Below are 13,509 nucleotides of genomic sequence, written 5' to 3'. Positions count from 1 at the left end.
TAGAGCACTAGAATTAAAAGGAGCGGTTGGCATGGGCCTTCAATTAGCTTGGAATAATGAACAAAACGATATGGTAATTAACGAATCCTTGATTACGTTGCTGAACACCTTATTGGAGGAGGCAGGCAAAGTGGAAGGAGTCACAGACGGTGAGGTAGCCCTTACCTTCGTTAATGATGAGCAAATTCATGAGTTGAACAGGGACTATCGGGGAATTGATCGTCCCACCGACGTGTTGTCTTTTGCTATGAAGGAGACACTGGATGAAGAGCTTGAAATTATTTACGAACCGAATGAAGAAACTTCAATGAATGATGTACCGGATGTTCTGGGGGATATTATAATCTCTGTACAGACAGCGCAAGCTCAGAGCGAAGAATACGGACATTCGATTGAGCGTGAAATCGGTTTTTTGTTTGTTCACGGCTTTCTGCATCTGTTAGGCTATGATCATCAGGATGATGTGAGTGAAGCTGAAATGATGGGCAAACAGGAAGCTGTACTGGCTCAAGCGGGGTTGACAAGGTAATGAGACGTCAGCCTTGGAGAATGACCTTTCGCTATGCGGCAGAAGGCGTGATGTACGCTCTGCGTACGCAAGTAAATATGCGGATACATGTGGTCATGGCGCTCTTTGTCATTGTAGCAGGCTTAACTCTGCACATCTCCCGGCTCGACTGGTTATTCGTCTGCGTGGCTATCGCTATAGTCATTGTAGCCGAACTGTTCAACACCGCTGTTGAAGCAGCGGTGGATCTCATCTCACCTGATATTCATCCGCTGGCCAAAGCGGCTAAAGACACCGCCGCCGGAGCCGTGCTCCTGGCAGCGGTTTTTGCTGTAATTATTGGTATATTTGTGTTTTATAGGCCTATGTTAACGTTAATTAGTTCGCTGTTTTAATGGAAAAACCAAAATAAAATAGGTGCTTAATCGCGCTGGAGGAAATGAAATGGCTAAGAAACACTTTAAATCAGGCTTTGTCGCAATTGTTGGCAGACCCAATGTCGGAAAATCAACACTGATGAACCATGTCATTGGGCAGAAGATTGCCATTATGTCGGACAAGCCGCAAACTACACGCAACAAAATTCACGGCGTATTTACTACAGAGGACACACAAATTGTATTTTTGGATACACCGGGGATTCATAAGCGCCAGTCAAAATTAGGCGATTACATGAATCAGACTGCTTTTAATACGTTGGGTGAAGTAGAAGCGGTGCTTTTTCTTATTGACGCTGCTGAGGGTCTAGGCGGTGGCGACCGTTTTATTGCGGAACAGCTTAAACAAGTAAAAACGCCAGTTATCTTGGTGCTGAATAAAATTGATCGCATTGAGCCGGAAGCGTTGTTGCCACTGATTGAGCAGTATCGCAAGTTGTACGACTTTGCAGAAATCATACCGATCTCGGCCAAAATGGGCAACAATGTAAACACCCTGCTGGAGCAGGTGCAAAAATACTTGCCAGAAGGTCCGCAATATTATCCGGATGATCAAATTACCGACCATCCAGAACAGTTTGTCATCTCCGAACTGGTTCGGGAAAAAATTCTGCATATGACACGTGAGGAAGTACCCCATTCTATTGCGGTTATGATTGAAGACATGAAAGTGCAGGATAATGGGGTAGTGCATATTATGGCTGTTATTTTTGTAGAGCGTGACTCCCAGAAGGGGATCATTATCGGCAAACAGGGAGCCATGCTCAAAGAAGTGGGCAAACAGGCCCGCCAGGATATCCAAAACCTGCTAGGCTCCAAGATTTTCCTGGAACTTTGGGTTAAGGTCAAAAAAGACTGGCGCAACCAGGAACGCGTCCTTCGTGACCTTGGCTTCCATCGCGACGCTTAAAAACAGAACTTGATTCTACGTCACTTTAGTTCAAGGGTTTATTGAGGCTAAAAAAATTGATATTAAATAAATATGTATAGTTGTTGTAAGCATCATAAAAAGGCCGTCCCGATCTCTATGACTGAGATAAGTAACAGTTTTTTGGTCATTCAAAGCGCCGCGCATATGCGGCGCTTAACTCTTGCTCTTTTTACCCCTTTCTTCCAGTGATGAAATAAGGAGTGCTTTTAAAAGAGTTATTGTAACTGTGTGCACATTGTAGCGGAGCGGTGTTATAACCCTCATACAGTAGCCTTTTTCAACGTAATCCATTAATTTCATCGCATACTTCTCCCCTCTTCGCATCATCCTATTTTTGAGATGCAAACGTCATTTCCGAAGAAAGGATGAATACGATTGCGAGATTTTTCGTGGAAGTATTTTGCGATGACTGGAGATGTCGGTGCGTATCTGTTATATCGGGAGAGCGCCGTGACAAGGGAGCAAGACACGGATGAGGGAGAGTCGGACGAGCATGAAGAAGCCCGTGAATAGTACAAGCCACTGGCTTCTTCGCGAATGTTTGGGGGAAGAGGCATGCTTTACAGGGTGGAAGGAATCGTCATCCGCAGCATGGATTACGGTGAGGGGAACAAAATTATTACGCTTTGCACCGAAAGCGGAGGCAAAGCAGGCGTGCTGGTCAGAGGTGCAAAAAAGTCCAAAAGCCGTCACGCTGCTTTAACGCAGCCGTTTACGTACGGTGAATTCGTTTTTTTTCGAAACACAGGCTTAGGCACGTTGAATGCCGGTGAAATCATCCAATCCCACCATACATTACGCGAGGATATTACTAAAGCTGCTTACGCTTCTTATGCTTGTGAATTACTCGATCGGGTGCTACAGGATGAGGAAACAGGCGCGTTCTGGTTTAAGCAGCTTAAAGCATGTTTGGAGGCGCTGGAGAGTGGCAAAGATCCGCTGATCGTCATGAGTATTTATGAATTTAAAATATTGCAGGCGGCCGGATATGCTCCTCAGCTTGATGCATGTATTTCAAGTGGTCAACAATGTGCTGATGAAGATATGTTTGTCAGTCCGAGGCTGGGCGGAGTTTTGTGTCGGAGCTACAAGCATTATGATCCAGCTGCATTGAGCGTGACTCCACGTACATTGAAGTTGCTGCGCTTGTTCGCCAGAATGGATTTGAATCGGCTCGGCAACATTGACGTAAAAGACTCCACAAAGCTGGAGATCAAACATGTCATGCGTCAGTTCATGGATATGCAGTTGGAGGTCAAGCTGAAATCCCGCAATTTCTTGGATCAGCTCGACAAGTACGATATGTGAAACGCCCTATTCTCTTGACTGTATTGCTGAAAACGTGTAATATCCTACTATATATCTCCTTCGGGAGCAGATGCATTGAACGAGAAAGTAGCGGGATGTATTCTCTGTAATTAGCGAGTTGGGGACGGTGTAAGCCCAGTGGGAATTCTTCGTGAACAAGGCACTCGGGAGCGTCTGAATGGACACGGAAAAGAGGATTACGATCTGATTGGTGATGTAGGATCGCAATCAAGTAGGGTGGAACCGCGGGAGTCAGCTCTCGTCCCTACGTCTGTACAGGCGTAGAGGCGGGGGCTTTTTGCTGTCTCTAGCAAGGCTTTTGGGATAAAGTAGCCCTGTACATACGAGCTTAATGAGAAGAAATCACCAACATTTGAGGGAATTGGAAAGGGAGCGTGTACCAATGAATTTTCAGCAGATGATTTTAACGCTGCAACAATTTTGGGCTGAACACAACTGTATTATTGTACAGCCGTATGACACGGAAAAAGGGGCAGGCACGATGAACCCGATGACGTATTTACGTTCGATCGGACCTGAGCCGTGGAACGTAGCTTATGTTGAGCCTTCTCGTCGTCCGTCAGACGGACGTTATGGTGAGAACCCGAATCGCCTGTATCAGCATCATCAGTTTCAAGTAGTTTTGAAGCCTTCACCGGATAACATTCAGGAATTGTATTTGGAGAGTTTGAGCCGTTTGGGCATTAACCCTCTGGAGCATGATATTCGTTTCGTTGAAGACAACTGGGAAGCACCAACGCTGGGAGCGTGGGGCTTAGGTTGGGAAGTATGGCTGGACGGTATGGAAATTACTCAATTCACGTATTTCCAGCAAGTGGGCGGTATTGATGCCAGTCCAGTTGCCGTAGAAATCACGTACGGTATGGAGCGTCTTGCTTCCTACATCCAGGACAAGGAGAATGTGTTCGATTTGGAGTGGGTCAATGGAATCACGTACGGTGATGTCTTCCACCAGCCTGAATTTGAGCATTCTAAGTATACGTTCGAAGTATCTGACGTCAAAATGCTCTTTACTCTTTTTAATATGTACGAAGAAGAGGCAAATAAAGCGATGACGCAGCATCTTGTGTTTCCAGCCTATGATTATGTGCTGAAATGTTCTCATGCGTTCAACTTGCTGGACGCTCGCGGAGCGATCAGTGTGACAGAACGGACTGGGTTTATTATACGAGTGCGTAATTTGGCGCGTCAGGTGGCTGCGACCTATCTGGAGGAGCGCGAGAAGCTGGGCTTCCCGCTGTTGAAGAAAGGAGGTGCGGCAAATGTCTAAGGATTTATTGTTTGAGATCGGGTTGGAAGAAGTCCCTGCACGTTTTATCCCGAATGCAATTCAGCAGTTGAAGCAGCGTATGACGGCGTGGCTTGACAGTTCGCGTATTGCTTATGGTGCTGTAGAGGTTTATGCTACACCTCGCCGTTTGGCGGTACTTGTCAAGGAAGTAGCGGAGAAGCAAGAAGATATTAACGAAGAAGTTAAAGGTCCTTCCCGCAAAATCGCACTCGACGAGGCTGGTAACTGGAGCAAGGCTGCACTAGGCTTTGCTCGCAGCCAAGGTGTTGATCCTGAACAGTTCACGTTCAAGGAGCTTGGAGGCGTGGAATATATTTACGCAACTAAGAGCAGCATAGGTGTACCAACAGCGGATGTGCTATCCGAAGGTTTATTGCACATTTTACATGCCATGACATTCCCTAAATTCATGCGCTGGGCAAGTTATGACTTTAAATTTGTTCGTCCGATCCGCTGGTTGATTGCCTTGTTTGGTAGCGATATTGTTAATTTGGAGATTGCCGGCGTGCAGTCAGGAAATGTGACAAGAGGGCATCGTTTCCTGGGACAGGATGCCGTAGTAGAAAGTCCAGCTGACTATGTTGAAGTGCTTCGCAAGCAGCATGTCATTGTGGACATTGAGGAACGTCAATCGCTTATTGTAAAGCAGATTGAAGCGCTGGCTGCCGAAAAAGATTGGACGATTGCGGTCAAGGATGATTTGCTGGAAGAAGTGCTGTATTTGGTGGAAACCCCAACAGTACTGTTCGGAGGTTTTGATCCTGCGTTCCTGAACATTCCGAAGGATGTACTCATTACTTCCATGCGCGAACATCAACGCTATTTCCCAGTGCTGGATCACACAGGAGAGCTATTGCCATACTTTGTTACGGTACGTAACGGAGGAAGTCAATCGCTGGAAGTCATTGCTAAAGGGAATGAAAAAGTATTGCGTGCGCGGCTGTCTGATGCCAAATTCTTTTATGAAGAAGATCAGAAGCTGGAAATTAAGGATGCACTCTCCAAACTGGAAAGTATCGTTTTCCACGAAGAGCTGGGAACGGTTGGAGACAAAGTGCGCCGGATTCGCCGTATTGCTGATGCTCTGGCAGAGAAGCTTCGCGTTTCTCCAGATACACAGGAGTCGGTTAGTCGAGCAGCGGATATTTGTAAATTTGACCTGGTAACACAAATGGTATATGAGTTTCCAGAACTGCAAGGTGTAATGGGTGAGGATTATGCTCGTAAGGCTGGAGAGAAGGAAGAAGTGGCAAGAGCGGTGTTTGAGCATTACCAGCCTCGTTATGCAGGAGAAACGGTTCCTTCAACGAATGCTGGAGCGATTGTAAGTATCGCAGACAAGATAGATACCATTACAGGCTGCTTCTCTATCGGTATTATTCCAACAGGTTCACAGGACCCTTACGCGCTTCGTCGCCAGGCAGCAGGTATTGTGCAGATATTGTTGGATCGCAAGCTTTCGGCTACGTTGTCTGATGTGTTCAATATCGCGCTCGATGTGCACGGCAACCTTGGAAATATGAAACGTTCCGCGGATGAAATACGTAAAGAATTACATGAGTTTTTCGGATTACGCGTGAAGAAACTATTGTCTGAGACACTTCGTTATGACGTTGTGGATGCAGTGCTTGCAGCTGGATATGACGACGTCGCTTCCGTTGTTAACCGCGGAACTGCGTTAATGACTGCCGTTCAAACAGGTGAGGTATTCAAAGCAACAGTTGAGTCCTTTAATCGTGTAGGTAATCTGGCTGCTAAAGCAGTTCATAAGTCAGTTAATACGGGTGAGTTTACGGAGCAAGGCGAAAAAACGCTTTACGAAGCATGGTATAGCGCTTATGAATCTTATAGCGTAGCTTTACAGGAAGGTGATGCGACACGGGCGTTAGCGCTTGCTTCATCCATTACCCCTGCGGTGACGGCATTCTTTGATTCCGTTATGGTTATGGCTGAGGATGATGCTGTTCGTAATAATCGTTTGGCATTGCTGGCTGCTATTGACTCAGAACTGAAGCGTTTTGCCGATTTTTCCAAGCTTGTAGTTTAAACGTCAGTTGTGGTAGTATGAACAACTTGAAAAAATGGGTATAAATATACGGAACGGTGTAAGAGTAATCTTGCAGCCGTTCCGTATTTTACTCGAATGCGGATGGAGATGGGGGATGCTCATGGAGGGAACCGGAACTTTACTGGATGTGCGGATCGTTGTTGACGGGGACGCTTGTCCTGTTAAAAGTGAAATTGCGGAGATAGCTTCCCGTTTTCATATTGAGGTTATTATGGTATCTTCATATGATCATCTCATTCAGGGCAGCAAAGGCGTAAGCATCGTTAAAGTAGACCGAAGCGACCAAAGTGCCGATCTCTATATTGCCAATCATATCCGCCGCGGCGATATTGTAACCACCAATGATTATGGTCTTGCTGCACTTGCCTTGGCAAAAGGTTGTGAAGTGATGTCTTTTCGCGGAGCTATGTATCGAAACGATTCGATAGATTTCATGCTTGACCGACGTCATACTTCTGCCAAAGAACGGAAAAAAGGACGTTATGGAAAAGGTCCTAAACCGTTTACATTAGAGGATCGTGAAGTTTTTCAACATAAACTGACAAAACTTTTACTTCGCTTGCAGGAGAATGAGTAACGGTATCGAATTATATTTACGTGCTAAAGAGATGAAGGTGGTTAATATGAGTGCCGGACAAGGTAACATACCGGACGATATCATTGAGTCGGTTTTACAACATCATGATATTGTAGATACGGTAAGCAAGTACGTGCATTTGACCAAGCAGGGGAAGTATATGAAAGGCCTCTGTCCTTTTCATTCCGAAAAAACCCCTTCATTCACCGTGACACCGGATCGTCAGATTTTTTACTGCTACGGCTGCGGCGCGGGAGGCAATGCCATCAAATTTATGATGGAAATCGAAGGACTATCCTTTCCCGAAGCTGTCAGGACAATGGCAGAAGAAAGTCATATCCCGCTCGGCGAATGGCAGGGACGTGATTCATCGCATCAGCATCCTGAGTTGGACAGGCTGTTGCAAGCGTATGAGTTAACTTCTAAGATGTACCATTTTTTGCTTAAAAATACGGAGCACGGCAAACCAGCGATGGAGTACTTGCGTTCACGGGGATTCAGTGACAAGATCATTGATCAATTTCAAATTGGCTATGCACCCAACCGATGGGATACGATCGTTCAGTTTCTGGAGAAGCGTTCTTTTGATCCCGTGGAGATGGAAAAGGGAGGGCTTATTTCTCCCCGGCATGAGGGTGATGGATATGTGGATCGGTTCAGAGATCGTATCATGTTTCCCATTTGGAATCGCAACGGAAAAGTTATTGCCTTTGCAGGCCGTATACTTGGTGAGGGACAGCCGAAGTATTTGAATTCACCGGAGACCAAGCTATTCAACAAGAGCCGAACGCTGTACAATCTTCATCATGCTAAAACCTCAATTCGCAAGCTCCGCCAGAGTGTTCTTTTTGAAGGCTACGGTGATGTCATCTCGGCATGGGAAGCTGGCGTACAAAATGGGGTGGCTGCCATGGGCACTGCTCTAACGGAGCACCATGCTACGATGTTAAAAGGACTGTGCGATGAGGTCATTATTTGTTATGATGGTGACCGGGCAGGACAAGCTGCTGCGCTTAAAAATTTTCCGCTGTTGGAAAATGCGGGACTTCACGTGAAAGTAGCGCTGGTCAGTGACGGTATGGACCCGGATGATTTTATCCGGCAATACGGCGGCGAACGATTCCAGCGTCAAATTATCGAAAGTGCTGTTTCAACGGTGAAATTTAAGCTTATATATCTGAAAAAAAACCATATACTGCAAGAGGAAGAAGGAAGAATCGCGTATTCCCGCGAAGCATTAAATGTCATTGCACCTCTGTCATCCCCGACTGAGCGGGAAGTGTATCTGCGCGAAGTATCAGCCGAAGTCAAGGTGGATTTTGAAACCTTGAAGCAAGAATGCAATTTACTGCGTCAATCCCTGCAAAAAAAACAGAACTTTGGGGATAATAACGAAAATGGGTGGAATAATGGTAGGCATAAAAAAGGGCAGGTCTCCACACCTAATCTGTTGCCGGCTTACCATGTGGCTGAGCGCAGGCTGCTTCACTGGATGATGCAGGATTTAGAAGCTGCAGAGTATGTAGAAAAGCATCTGGGCGACGCCTTTAATATTGAGGATCATGCAGCAATTGCTGCTTATCTATATGCCTATTACGCGCAAGGGAAGTTACCAGATACAAGCCGTTTTATTTCATCTTTGCAAGACGACCGGCTGGAGAAGAACGTAAGTTCGATCATGATGATGGATGCTCCAGGCGTATGGGCACCGCACATTTTGGATGATTATATTCATCAGGTGCGAAAATTTCCATTGCAGGAGCAACTGGATTTGAAAAGGGAAGAAATGAGAGCCGCTGAGCGCTTGGGTGACTTTTTGCGCGCAGCACAAATTGCAAGTGAGATTATAGCCCTAGAGAGACAATGAACACACAGAGGTCGGATGTTTCTAGGGAGGAGGGAGTCGAAAGATGGCGAATGATCAGCATACTGAACTGGAGACGGAACTAACACTGGATCAGGTCAAAGATCAACTGATTGAGTTGGGTAAAAAAAGTTCTTCTCTGAACTACAAAGATATCATGGAAAAACTGTCGCCGTTTGATCAGGACCCCGAGCAAATGGATGAGTTTTATGAGCAACTGGGTGACTTGGGGATTGAAGTTGTGAATGACAACGACGAAGAAGTTACCAGATTGCGTCAAAATGACGACCCGGAAAACAATGATGGGGATGATTTTAATTTCGATGACGATCTGAGCCTGCCTCCCGGTATTAAAATTAATGACCCGGTCCGGATGTACTTGAAGGAAATCGGTCGTGTACCGTTGCTTTCTGCTGATGATGAGGTGGAGCTTGCCAAACGGATCAATAACGGCGATGAAGAAGCTAAGCGTCGGTTGGCAGAAGCGAACTTGCGTCTGGTTGTAAGTATTGCCAAACGTTATGTTGGTCGCGGAATGCTTTTCCTGGATCTGATTCAGGAAGGTAATATGGGTTTGATTAAGGCAGTAGAAAAATTTGATTACGAAAAAGGCTTTAAATTCAGTACGTATGCAACCTGGTGGATTCGTCAGGCCATTACGCGCGCAATAGCCGATCAGGCGAGAACAATCCGTATTCCGGTGCATATGGTGGAAACGATCAACAAGCTGATTCGCGTATCGCGTCAACTGTTGCAAGAGTTGGGGCGCGAACCTACGCCGGAGGAAGTGGCTGCCGAGATGGAGCTGAGCGTGGAAAAAGTACGGGAAATTATGAAAATTGCCCAAGAACCTGTTTCATTGGAAACACCAATTGGTGAAGAGGATGACTCACATCTGGGGGATTTCATTGAGGATCAAGAAGCATTGGCGCCTGCAGATGCGGCTGCCTATGAACTTCTGAAGGAACAGCTCGAGGATGTACTGGATACGTTAACCGAACGGGAAGAGAATGTTTTGCGTCTCCGCTTTGGTTTGGACGACGGAAGAACCAGAACCCTTGAAGAAGTGGGTAAAGTGTTCGGTGTTACACGTGAACGTATTCGTCAGATTGAGGCCAAAGCGCTGCGTAAGTTGCGCCATCCAAGCCGCAGTAAGCGACTGAAGGATTTCCTCGAATAGAAGCGTAACATTGCGGACCTTCTGCGGCTTGAAGCGCGCAGGAGGTCTTTTTTTATCTCATGGCAGCCTTGGTGGAGGGGAAGAAGCTTGGACCAGGAGAAAAAACGGGCAATACTGTTACATGAAATTGAGCATTGGCGGCGAAGTCGGCTGCTCCCTGAGCAATATTGCGATTTTTTGTCTAACCTGTATCGGGAGGACGAAGATCCGTCGCAGAGCCAGAACCGTAACAACACCGGGCTGCTTACATATCTTAGACACGGGCATGGGATCGCTTGGCTTCTTGGTTTTGTCATTATTTCCTGCATTTGTTTGATCGGTTTTTATTTTACCGCTTTTCCGTTGGCAATGCAAATATTCTCGGCAAGTGCAGTTACTACGATTTGCTATGGAGTGGCCGCATTTTGGCGGTCTTCCGAAAAGAGTATGAGTGCGATGTTGAGCACTTTAGGCAGTGCGATTATGCTGGGTTCGGGTGTGTGGATCATTCAGCTCCATCAAGGTGAAGCTAGGGTTTGGTTTCTTTTGCTCGTAGGCCTATGCGGTGTGGTATGGTGTCTTGTGGGATTAACTTTGCGGATCAGCTTACTTCATTACTGTGGTCTTGCTGGGCTGCTTTTAGTGTACGCGGTCCTTATAGGCCGCTACTGGCCTACAGCAACTTTAGTGATGCTTGAGGCATTTTGGATTTTGCACGCAGTATTGTTGATCTGGCTAAGCTGGTGGGTACATCGCCGCTTTCCGGGTCTCGCTTTGATTTATTTCGCTATAGGCATGACACTAGCATTCATGGCTGAAGCAGACATGATTATCCTGCGCCATCAAGCGGCGGGTGATGTGGTATTTTACAGCATACTGAAGTTGGCATTTGTTGTAGGAATTTTATTTTGGACTCGAAAAAAATGGATTACGTGGGTGACGTCATGAAACTTTCTCAACGATTACAATATATTATGGAACAAATTCCTGCCGGGAGCAGACTTGCGGATATTGGCTCGGATCATGGACTACTCCCTGTGGCTGCAGTGCGTAGTGGCAGAGTACCGCAAGCCGTGGCGGGTGAGGTCAACGATGGTCCGTTACGTGCGGCTCAAAAGCAGGTGGCCGAAGCAGGTCTTACTGATCGCATTGCGGTTAGAAAGGGAGATGGCTTGGCTGTAATTAAGGCCAATGAGGTTGATGTTATTACGATAGCCGGCATGGGTGGTGCCTTGATCGCTTCCATTTTAGAGCAAGGGAAAGACAAGCTTGTTTCAGTGAAACAGCTTGTTCTACAGCCTAACGTAGGCGAGGATATCTTACGCCGTTGGCTCATCGAACATCAATGGGTACTAACAAGTGAACATATTATGGAAGAAGACGGAAAAATATATGAAATTCTGACGGCCGTACCTGATTCGATAAGCCCACTGAAACAGGATGAGCTGTATCAACCATGGAAACTTCCCGATAGTTCGCTGGTACTGACACAGGATTTGTTAATGCAACTTGGACCGCTATTGGTCAAAGCACCGAATGAAATCTTTTTTTATAAATGGAAATTGGAGATTCGCAAGCTTGAGGATGTGCTGGCACAAGTGGCACGATCAGATCAGGAATCCGCACAGCATAAGCGGGAGCAATTGCGCAAGCAAATTGAACAGCTAGAGGAGGTACTTGCATGTTTGCCAAAGGACAGACAGTGATTAGCTACATGGAGCAGCTGGCTCCGAAATACTTGGCAGTTCCGGACGATAGAATCGGGCTTCAGCTGGGTAGTCTGCAAAAGGAAATCAAAAACATATTAGTAGCCCTGGATGTTAATGATGAGGTTGTCGAAGAGGCAATCCGCATAAAAGCTGATCTCATTATTGCACATCATGCGATTATATTCCGCCCACTTAAAGCATTGAACACGGATCAGCCTGCGGGCAGATTGTATGAAAAGCTGATCAAGAATGATATTGCTGTCTACATCAGTCATACGAATCTGGATACGGCTGAGGACGGCATGAATGACTGGATGGCGGAAGCTCTGGGTATTCAAAGTGAAGGTACGCTGGAGGATGTTCACACCGAGCAATTATTCAAGCTTGTTGTTTTCGTACCCAAAACACATCATCAACGGGTACTTGATGCCGTATTAGGGGCGGGAGCTGGACATATCGGCAACTACAGCCATTGCAGCTTTAACATTGACGGCTACGGAACTTTTGTGCCGGGTGAAGGCACACAGCCGTTTTTGGGTGAGCCGGGTAAAATGGAACGTAGTGAAGAGGTTCGTATCGAGACCATTGTACCGCAGGGTGTACGAAGTAAAGTTGTTCAAGCGATGCTGAAGGCTCATCCTTATGAAGAGGTGGCTTATGACCTGTACCATATGGATTTGCAAGGCCGTAGCTTTGGTCTGGGGCGGGTAGGCAAGCTCAAGGAAACCTGCACGTTACGGGAGTTTGTCGATGTTGTAAAAAACGGTCTCAACGTCGAGCATGTACGTGTGGTGGGCGACTTAGATCGTACGATCAAAAAGGCAGCCGTGCTTGGGGGCTCTGGTAGCCGTTATGTGAACAAGTCGCTCTTTAAGGGAGCTGACGTATTAGTCACGGGGGATATTGACTATCACACGGCTCAGGATGCCCTTATGGCGGGGATTGCTATTATTGACCCTGGACATAACGCTGAAAAGATTATGAAGCCTAAAGCTGCAGAGTGGATGCGTAAACGCTTGGTAGAAGGTCGATACTCAACGGAAGTACATGTATCTCAGGTGGAAACCGAGCCTTTTCAATTTTTGTAAAACCAACGCCTATGAGAAAATAAAGGGAGTTTTCTACTTTTTACAATATTTTCAGGGTTGTATCATGCGCGCGTTCCCTGTATACTATGTAATGTTGTTCGGAAAGTTTAACAGACAATCGCTGGTGGCGTGAGCCACGAGAGGAAAGTCCGGGCTCCATAGGGCAGGATGCTGGATAACGTCCAGTCAGCGCGAGTTGAAGGATAGTGCCACAGAAATGGACCGCCGATGGCCGCTTGCGGCACAGGCAAGGATGGAACCGAGGTGTAAGAGACCCCGAGGAACGCTGGTGACTTCGTTCCTGGTAAACCCCATCTGGAGCAAGACCTAATGGGACACAGCTTCTTCGCGAAGCAGCCTTAGCCCGAGGCGTGTCTAGGTTGGTCGCTGGAGCTGGATAGCAATGTTCGGCCTAGATAGATGATTGTCGCTTGTAGTGGGAGGGTAGTTCCCGTCTGTACCACGAATAGCACAGAACCCGGCTTACGGAAAACTTTCCCCACTGCAACACCTTAAAATGTATAAATTTAACTTTTGTAAATGACCTG

At 46.6% G+C, this 13,509-nt stretch carries 15 protein-coding genes and 1 other RNA gene; 15 read left to right on the top strand and 1 reads right to left on the bottom strand.

Going from position 1 to position 13,509, the window contains the following annotated elements; translation table 11 throughout:
- The first annotated feature begins 31 nt into the window (after window positions 1-31).
- Genes ybeY through era form a run of 3 tightly spaced genes read left to right on the top strand, consistent with a single transcriptional unit; the run spans window position 32 to window position 1,855 of the window.
- A complete protein-coding gene (gene ybeY, locus MKX30_RS05705; protein ID WP_023989485.1) occupies window positions 32-529 on the top strand; it encodes an rRNA maturation RNase YbeY in 498 nt (165 codons plus the stop codon).
- A complete protein-coding gene (locus tag MKX30_RS05700; protein WP_053325783.1) occupies window positions 529-903 on the top strand; it encodes a diacylglycerol kinase family protein in 375 nt (124 codons plus the stop codon). The genes ybeY and MKX30_RS05700 overlap by 1 nt, the downstream gene beginning before the upstream one ends.
- A 49-nt stretch (window positions 904-952) precedes the next feature.
- On the top strand, window positions 953-1,855 hold the full coding sequence (gene era / locus MKX30_RS05695; protein ID WP_013311134.1) for a GTPase Era: 903 nt from the start codon (window positions 953-955) through the stop codon (window positions 1,853-1,855).
- 174 nt (window positions 1,856-2,029) lie between these two features.
- Here era and MKX30_RS05690 read toward each other — a convergent pair whose 3' ends face one another.
- A complete protein-coding gene (locus MKX30_RS05690; protein WP_023989483.1) occupies window positions 2,030-2,176 on the bottom strand; it encodes a hypothetical protein in 147 nt (48 codons plus the stop codon).
- 75 nt (window positions 2,177-2,251) lie between these two features.
- On the opposite strand from MKX30_RS05690, the gene MKX30_RS05685 reads away from it, so the two are divergent.
- The 12 genes from MKX30_RS05685 to rnpB all read left to right on the top strand — a co-directional run bounded on the left by MKX30_RS05685 (window position 2,252) and on the right by rnpB (window position 13,462).
- Entirely contained in the window at window positions 2,252-2,389 is a 138-nt protein-coding gene (locus MKX30_RS05685) for a YqzL family protein (RefSeq protein ID WP_013372137.1), read from the top strand.
- 42 nt (window positions 2,390-2,431) lie between these two features.
- A complete protein-coding gene (gene recO / locus MKX30_RS05680; RefSeq protein WP_023989481.1) occupies window positions 2,432-3,184 on the top strand; it encodes a DNA repair protein RecO in 753 nt (250 codons plus the stop codon).
- A 138-nt stretch (window positions 3,185-3,322) separates the two neighbouring features.
- Window positions 3,323-3,469, top strand: coding sequence for a hypothetical protein (locus MKX30_RS05675; protein ID WP_155613687.1), 147 nt, complete (start codon window positions 3,323-3,325; stop codon window positions 3,467-3,469).
- Between the two features lie 118 nt (window positions 3,470-3,587).
- On the top strand, window positions 3,588-4,475 hold the full coding sequence (glyQ, locus tag MKX30_RS05670; protein ID WP_069080383.1) for a glycine--tRNA ligase subunit alpha: 888 nt from the start codon (window positions 3,588-3,590) through the stop codon (window positions 4,473-4,475).
- Window positions 4,468-6,543 (top strand): glycine--tRNA ligase subunit beta, encoded by a 2,076-nt coding sequence (gene glyS, locus MKX30_RS05665; RefSeq protein WP_028540461.1) that lies wholly within the window; start codon window positions 4,468-4,470, stop codon window positions 6,541-6,543. Before glyQ ends, glyS begins: the two co-directional genes overlap by 8 nt.
- A gap of 121 nt (window positions 6,544-6,664) precedes the next feature.
- Window positions 6,665-7,141 (top strand): YaiI/YqxD family protein, encoded by a 477-nt coding sequence (locus MKX30_RS05660; RefSeq protein WP_013311130.1) that lies wholly within the window; start codon window positions 6,665-6,667, stop codon window positions 7,139-7,141.
- On the top strand, window positions 7,134-9,008 hold the full coding sequence (gene dnaG, locus MKX30_RS05655) for a DNA primase (RefSeq protein ID WP_025722118.1): 1,875 nt from the start codon (window positions 7,134-7,136) through the stop codon (window positions 9,006-9,008). Before MKX30_RS05660 ends, dnaG begins: the two co-directional genes overlap by 8 nt.
- 43 nt (window positions 9,009-9,051) lie before the next feature.
- Complete coding sequence (gene rpoD, locus MKX30_RS05650; protein ID WP_007431230.1) at window positions 9,052-10,185, top strand: RNA polymerase sigma factor RpoD; 1,134 nt, start codon at window positions 9,052-9,054, stop codon at window positions 10,183-10,185.
- 87 nt (window positions 10,186-10,272) lie between these two features.
- Window positions 10,273-11,112, top strand: coding sequence for a hypothetical protein (locus MKX30_RS05645; RefSeq protein ID WP_053325781.1), 840 nt, complete (start codon window positions 10,273-10,275; stop codon window positions 11,110-11,112).
- Complete coding sequence (locus tag MKX30_RS05640) at window positions 11,109-11,870, top strand: tRNA (adenine(22)-N(1))-methyltransferase (RefSeq protein ID WP_053325780.1); 762 nt, start codon at window positions 11,109-11,111, stop codon at window positions 11,868-11,870. Before MKX30_RS05645 ends, MKX30_RS05640 begins: the two co-directional genes overlap by 4 nt.
- Entirely contained in the window at window positions 11,846-12,961 is a 1,116-nt protein-coding gene (locus tag MKX30_RS05635; RefSeq protein ID WP_341062568.1) for a Nif3-like dinuclear metal center hexameric protein, read from the top strand. The genes MKX30_RS05640 and MKX30_RS05635 overlap by 25 nt, the downstream gene beginning before the upstream one ends.
- Window positions 12,962-13,063: 102 nt before the next feature.
- An RNA gene (rnpB, locus tag MKX30_RS05630) (RNase P RNA component class A) lies at window positions 13,064-13,462 on the top strand.
- Window positions 13,463-13,509: the final 47 nt, after the last annotated feature.

This window comes from Paenibacillus sp. FSL P2-0173 (assembly GCF_038008045.1).
GTDB lineage: Bacteria > Bacillota > Bacilli > Paenibacillales > Paenibacillaceae > Paenibacillus > Paenibacillus polymyxa_B.
Note: the sequence above shows the minus strand (reverse complement) of the source record. Positions and strands in the feature narration are given on the sequence as shown.

What these genes read in the sequence shown, in the direction of transcription:
- ybeY (WP_023989485.1), top strand. Translation starts at nt 32, where the DNA reads ATGGGCCTTCAATTAGCTTGGAATAATGAACAAAACGATATGGTAATT.
- MKX30_RS05700 (WP_053325783.1), top strand. Translation starts at nt 529, where the DNA reads ATGAGACGTCAGCCTTGGAGAATGACCTTTCGCTATGCGGCAGAAGGC.
- era (WP_013311134.1), top strand. Translation starts at nt 953, where the DNA reads ATGGCTAAGAAACACTTTAAATCAGGCTTTGTCGCAATTGTTGGCAGA.
- MKX30_RS05690 (WP_023989483.1), bottom strand. Translation starts at nt 2,176, where the DNA reads ATGAAATTAATGGATTACGTTGAAAAAGGCTACTGTATGAGGGTTATA.
- recO (WP_023989481.1), top strand. Translation starts at nt 2,432, where the DNA reads ATGCTTTACAGGGTGGAAGGAATCGTCATCCGCAGCATGGATTACGGT.
- glyQ (WP_069080383.1), top strand. Translation starts at nt 3,588, where the DNA reads ATGAATTTTCAGCAGATGATTTTAACGCTGCAACAATTTTGGGCTGAA.
- glyS (WP_028540461.1), top strand. Translation starts at nt 4,468, where the DNA reads ATGTCTAAGGATTTATTGTTTGAGATCGGGTTGGAAGAAGTCCCTGCA.
- MKX30_RS05660 (WP_013311130.1), top strand. Translation starts at nt 6,665, where the DNA reads ATGGAGGGAACCGGAACTTTACTGGATGTGCGGATCGTTGTTGACGGG.
- dnaG (WP_025722118.1), top strand. Translation starts at nt 7,134, where the DNA reads ATGAGTAACGGTATCGAATTATATTTACGTGCTAAAGAGATGAAGGTG.
- rpoD (WP_007431230.1), top strand. Translation starts at nt 9,052, where the DNA reads ATGGCGAATGATCAGCATACTGAACTGGAGACGGAACTAACACTGGAT.
- MKX30_RS05640 (WP_053325780.1), top strand. Translation starts at nt 11,109, where the DNA reads ATGAAACTTTCTCAACGATTACAATATATTATGGAACAAATTCCTGCC.
- MKX30_RS05635 (WP_341062568.1), top strand. Translation starts at nt 11,846, where the DNA reads ATGTTTGCCAAAGGACAGACAGTGATTAGCTACATGGAGCAGCTGGCT.